The sequence below is a fragment of the Streptomyces sp. NPDC060205 genome, from assembly GCF_042728395.1.
Classification (GTDB): Bacteria; Actinomycetota; Actinomycetes; order Streptomycetales; family Streptomycetaceae; genus Streptomyces.
The window spans coordinates 1-4,594 of sequence record NZ_JBHWZP010000517.1; the positions used below are offsets into that span (position 1 = coordinate 1).

At 72.2% G+C, this 4,594-nt stretch carries 4 protein-coding genes; 1 reads left to right on the forward strand and 3 read right to left on the reverse strand.

Features of this window, described 5'->3' with window-relative positions; genetic code table 11:
- Positions 1-28: 28 nt before the first annotated feature.
- Together ACFWGJ_RS42185 and ACFWGJ_RS42190 are read right to left on the reverse strand one after the other, a co-directional pair.
- A complete protein-coding gene (locus ACFWGJ_RS42185; RefSeq protein ID WP_387334259.1) occupies positions 29-1,573 on the reverse strand; it encodes an aldehyde dehydrogenase family protein in 1,545 nt (514 codons plus the stop codon).
- A 59-nt stretch (positions 1,574-1,632) separates the two neighbouring features.
- Complete coding sequence (locus tag ACFWGJ_RS42190; protein WP_387334260.1) at positions 1,633-3,198, reverse strand: GMC family oxidoreductase; 1,566 nt, start codon at positions 3,196-3,198, stop codon at positions 1,633-1,635.
- A gap of 172 nt (positions 3,199-3,370) precedes the next feature.
- On the opposite strand from ACFWGJ_RS42190, the gene ACFWGJ_RS42195 reads away from it, so the two are divergent.
- Positions 3,371-3,865 carry a GbsR/MarR family transcriptional regulator gene (locus tag ACFWGJ_RS42195; RefSeq protein ID WP_387334261.1) on the forward strand — a complete coding sequence of 165 codons (495 nt, stop codon included), beginning with the start codon at positions 3,371-3,373 and terminating at the stop codon, positions 3,863-3,865.
- Between the two features lie 108 nt (positions 3,866-3,973).
- Here the strand turns inward: ACFWGJ_RS42195 and ACFWGJ_RS42200 are convergent, their stop codons facing one another.
- Positions 3,974-4,501, reverse strand: a complete 528-nt coding sequence (locus tag ACFWGJ_RS42200; protein ID WP_387334263.1) for an NUDIX hydrolase family protein — start codon at positions 4,499-4,501, stop codon at positions 3,974-3,976.
- Between the last annotated feature and the right edge of the window lie 93 nt (positions 4,502-4,594).

Below are 4,594 nucleotides of genomic sequence, written 5' to 3' on the forward strand. Positions count from 1 at the left end.
TGCCGTGCCGCGGCCTCCTTGGCGGTGGTCACCGGCCGGCCGCCGGAGCGGTGGCGGCGATGTGCACCGCGGCGGGCCGGGTCGCCGCGTCGTAGGCGGCACGGGCGCCGGTGGCTCCCATACCGCTGTCGCGGGCGGGCTCGTACAGCCGCTCGGGGCCGCCGCCCTGCCACTGGTTGACCCAGACGACACCGACGGGCAGTCGTGCGGCTGCCGCGATGTGGCCGGGGTCGTCGGTGTAGACGGTGGCGGCGAGGCCGTAGCGGGAGTCCGCCGCGCGGGCCAGGCCCTCCTCGAAGCTCGGCACGACGGTGACGGGCGCGACCGGGCCGAACGTCTCCTCGGTCATCACGAGCATGGTGTCGTCGACCCCGGTGAGCACGGTCGCCGGATAGAAGTAGCCGGGGCCCTCCGGTACGGCTCCGCCCGCGCGCACGGTGGCGCCCTTGCGGACGGCGTCCTCGACATGGCGGCGTACGGTGTCGCGCTGCCGTTCGTCCACCAGGGGGCCGAGCATCGTGGCGGGGTCGAGACCGTCGCCGACGGCGAAGGTCCCCGCGGCGGCCACGAGCGCCTCCACGAACGCGTCCGCGATCCGCTCATGGACGTAGATCCGCTCCATGGAGGTGCAGATCTGGCCGGTGTTGATGAACGCGCCGAACGCGACGGCCTGTGCGGCGGCCACCGGATCGACTCCGGCGTCGATCACGACGGGGTCCTTGCCGCCGAGTTCGAGCACACTGCGGCTCAGGCGCCGGCCGGTAGCCGTTCCCACGGCGCGGCCCGCTCCGACCGAGCCGGTGAAGTGGACGAGCCGTACGTCCTCGTGTTCCGTCAGGGCCGCGCCGGTGCGGGCGTCGCCGAGGACCAGGTTCAGGACGCCCGGGGGCAGCCCGGTGGCGGCGGCCAGTTCGAACAGCCGGACCGTGGAGACCGGGGAGCGCTCGGAGGGCTTGACCACGACGGTGTTCCCGGCGGCGAGCAGCGGGCCGAGCGCGCCGAGGACCATGACGACGGGGAAGTTCCACGGGGTGATCACGGCGGTGACGCCGAGCGGGTGGCGGACGATGTCGGTCCGCCCGCCCACCGGACCCGTACCCGCGTCCGTACCTGCGTCCGCGTCCGCGTCTGCATCCGCGTCTGCATCCGCGTCTGCCTCTGCCTCTGCATCTGCGTCCGGACCCGGACTCGGACCGGTCACCGTTTCGGTGAACGGGTAGGTGAGCGCCTGGTCCGCGGCGGCCTTCAGTCCGGCCACGGCCCCCGCGATGAAGGACTGGCCGATGCCGACCGGCTTGCCCATCTCCCGGCATTCCAGTGCGGCCAGTTCCGCGGCGTGCGCGGAAATCGTGTCGGCCCAGGCGTGGATCAGTTCCACGCGCCGTGCCACGGTGAGCGCGGCCCAGCCGGGCTGCGCGGCCACCGCCCCGGCCACGGCGCGGTCGACGTCGTCGGTGGTGCCGACGCGGAACCGCGCGACGGTCTCCTCGGTGGCGGGGTTGACCACGGCGACGACGTCCTCGCCGGCCGGCTCTTCCCACCGGCCGCCGATGTGGTTCTGGAGGGTTTCCATGCGGGCTGCCGTCTCTCTTCGGTACGGGGTGGGTCCGGGTGCCTCGGTCAGGGAGCGGATCAGGCGTCGAGGCGGGCGGCCATGAGTTCGCCGGTCATGATGGCGGCGAGGTTGGTGTTGGCCCGGGGCACGGCGGGGAAGACCGAGGCGTCCACGACCCGCAGGCCCCGTACCCCCTGCACCCGGCACGCCGGGTCGACGACCGTGTCGGCGGCCCCGGGAGCGCCCATCCGGCAGGTGCTCGTGCCGTGCTGGGCGTCGAGGACCGTGGACAGGAGCCAGTCGTCGAGGTCGCCGTCGTTCGCCAGGGCCTCGAACAGCGGGCGGTTGGCGCCCTCGACCGAACCGCTGAGGACGGCCGCCGTCTCGGCGCGGCCGCTCAACTCGACCAGTGCGCGCACGCCCTCCCGCATCGGGGCGAGGTCCCGCTCGTCGGAGAGCATGCGCTGCGCGACGTACGGGTGCGCCGCGGGATCGGTGGAGACCAGGGTCAGTTCGCCGCGCGAGTGGGTGCGGTTCAGCCAGACACCGAAACCACCGGAGTGCGACTCGGCGTTCGCCGTGGCCATGGCCAGCACGTTCTGGTTGAGCGAGACGAACATGAGGTCGTCGGAGTGCGTACCCGAGGTGCTGGACCAGCGCACGCAGACGTTGGTGTGCCGGTCGTGCGGCGACTTGATGGCGGCTTCGGCCCGCAACGGCAGGGAGAGCACCGTCATCGCGTGGTCCTGCATCCCGAGACCGACCGGCAGGTCCTGGCGGACCTCGATGCCCAGCGCCCGCAGCCGGGCGGCGGGGCCGATGCCCGAGCGCAGCAGGATCGCCGGGGAATGGATCACTCCCGCGCTGAGGATCACCTCGTCCGCGTACTCGGTGACGACGGAGCCGTCGATCACCACCCGGACGCCGACCGCGCGGTCGTTGTCGAAGACGACGGAGTCCACGAGCGCGTCGCCGCGGACGGTGAGGCCGGGCAGCGCGCGTGCGGGTTCGAGGTAGCCGTCGTTGACGGTGACGCGGCGCGAATCACGGGAGTTGATCGGGTAGGGCGAGACGCCGGTGGCGCCGGGGGCGTTGACGTCGGGCGCCCAGCCGTACCCCGCCGCGAGCGCCGAGTCGGCCAGCGCCCGGTCGACACCTCCCCAGGCGTCCTTCGGCATCCGGTGGATCGGGGTCGGTCCGCCGCGGCCGTGGTACGGCCGGTCCCCGAACTCCTCGTCGTCCTCCAGCATCGAGAAGTACGGCAGCACGTCCTCGGGCGCCCAGCCGGTACAGCCGAGCCGGGCCCACTCCTCGAAGTCCTCCATCGGCGGCCGGATCGCGATCTGGCCGTTCACCGACGAACTGCCGCCCGTCCCACGGCCGCGCCAGTAGGGGGCCTGCTGCTGCTTCTCGGTGCGCGAGGAGTTCAGGCCGGTCCACACGAGGTGTTCCGAGGCCGCGGGGTCCATCAGGGCCACCACGGGATTGGGCGAGCGCCAGGGCTCGGGCAGCTGCGCCGAGCGGTGGTCGGGGCCGGCCTCCAGCAGGAGGACCCGCCGGCCGCGGGCGGCGGCGCGGGCGGCGAGCACCGCACCGGCGGACCCCGCGCCGACGACGATCAGATCGCGATCATGTTCTGCCATCTGGACTCCTTGATACGGGAGCGTCCCGCGCCGATACGGGAGCGTCCCGCGCCGGTGACTCCTGCGTGGATGCTGGTAATCTGACGTATCAAGAAAGTTCAGTCAAGAATGAATTTTCATTTTTTTCTATACGGGAGGATCGGTGTCGCCAGCCGACGACGACGCTTCAGCCATGCTCGCGGACGGTGCGGCCATGGAGGGCGAGAGCCCGGCCGGCGTGGACGAGCTGCTGGTCGAGGACTTCGGGCAGCGCATCGGGCGTGCGATGGGATGGCCGCCGATGGCCGGCCGGCTGGGAGGCGTGCTGATGCTCAGCCCGGACCCCATGACGATGCCGGAGCTGCAGGAGGCCCTGGGGGCCAGCAAGGGCTCGGTGTCGGAGATGACCCGCCTGCTCATCACGAACGGCACGGTCGAACGGGTCAAGGTGCCCGGTGTGCGCCAGGCCGGTTACGTATGGCGCGACGACGCGTGGAGCGGCTGTCTCCAGCATCAACTCGACCAGACGCAGCAGCTGTTCGAACTCGCGCAGGTCGTGCGGGAGCGGGGGGCGGACATGCCGGAGGCGCAGCAGGCGCGGCTGCGCGACATGCACGCCTACTACGCCTTCATGGTGCGGGAGTTGAGCCGCCTGCTCGGCGAGTACCAGCGGCTGCACGCCGGATAGAGGCGGCCGGCGTGGCCCGGGGGGTGGTCCCGCACCTCGGCACGCCGGCGTCCACTCCCACGGAGTGAGGGGACGCCGGACCGCCGGACAGTGATCCCCGCGCCCTGTTCAGGACAGGGCGCCCATGTGCGCGAGAGCCTGCTTGAGCAGCGCGCCGTGGCCGCCCGGCATCTCGTTGAGGACCACGGGGGACGAGGCCTCCTGAGGGCTGAACCAGACCAGGTCGAGGGCGTCCTGGCGGGGGCGGCAGTCGCCGGTCACCGGCACGATGTAGGCGAGCGACACCGCGTGCTGGCGGGGGTCGTGGAACGGCGTGTCCCCCAGCGTCGGGAAGTACTCGGCGACGGTGAAGGGCTGCAGCGAGGCCGGGATCCGGGGCAGCGCGACCGGGCCGAGGTCCTTCTCCAGATGGCGCAGCAGGGCGTCCCTGACCCGCTCGTGGTGCAGCACCCGGCCGGAGACGAGCGCGCGGCTGACCGCGCCGCCCGACCCCATGCGGAGCAGCAGTCCGATGCTGGTCACTTCGCCGCTGTCGTCGACGCGTACCGGCACGGCCTCGACGTACAGGATCGGCATACGGGCGCGCGCCTGCTCCAGCTCGTCGACGGGCAGCCAGCCGGGCGTGGTTTCGGTCATGTCAGACATTGGTTGATCATACTTTCAGCCTCTGGTGTCGCGAGCGTGTCGCCCGACACAGCGTGGTCCGGGGCCACGGATGATCCGTGGCCC